The organism is Candidatus Melainabacteria bacterium RIFOXYA2_FULL_32_9, assembly GCA_001784615.1.
Taxonomy (GTDB): Bacteria; Cyanobacteriota; Vampirovibrionia; order Gastranaerophilales; family UBA9579; genus UBA9579.
In genome coordinates, this window is sequence record MFRQ01000027.1 from 17629 (window position 1) to 18140 (window position 512).

1 pseudogene (running past one end of the window) is annotated in these 512 nt (G+C 26.6%); it reads right to left on the reverse strand.

What is annotated here, in order from left to right:
* Nucleotides 1-168, reverse strand: a pseudogene (locus A2255_03080) (hypothetical protein) (it extends 30 nt beyond the left edge of the window).
* Nucleotides 169-512 lie beyond the last annotated feature (344 nt).

Here is a 512-nt window from a genome sequence, read left to right on the forward strand (position 1 = left end):
TTCATCGTTTTTTCCGTTTTTCTCCAGTATACTATTAGCTTCATTCATACCAACTTCAATTTCTCTTAATTCCTCTAAATTTAATACTTGTAGACCCTTTTTAATAGTATCATCATTTCTAATCGAAAATTTAGTTCCGAAAGATAGACATGGTTTATTAACTTGCATTCATAATCTCCTTAATTAACTTTTTAGCTATTTAATTAAAAACACTAAATATAAAAAGTTGCTTTAAGTTTTAAAAAATTATAATTTCCTTGTAATATATATCTCTCTTTTAAATCAGTAGATTAAATTTATTAAGCATCAAAAAGGGAGATTTTATTAATTATCCCCCTTTTAAGTATTTTATAAATTTAAAAATATTAATATGTTCTTTTACCCATAATATATGACATAGCTCGTTTTGATGCATAAGCACTTGCAGCTGCAAACGCTGTTCTCATGCCAAATTTTAGTAATGATCTGCTTACTGAAGATGATAAAGATGCAACGAGAAATCCTGCTGCTAA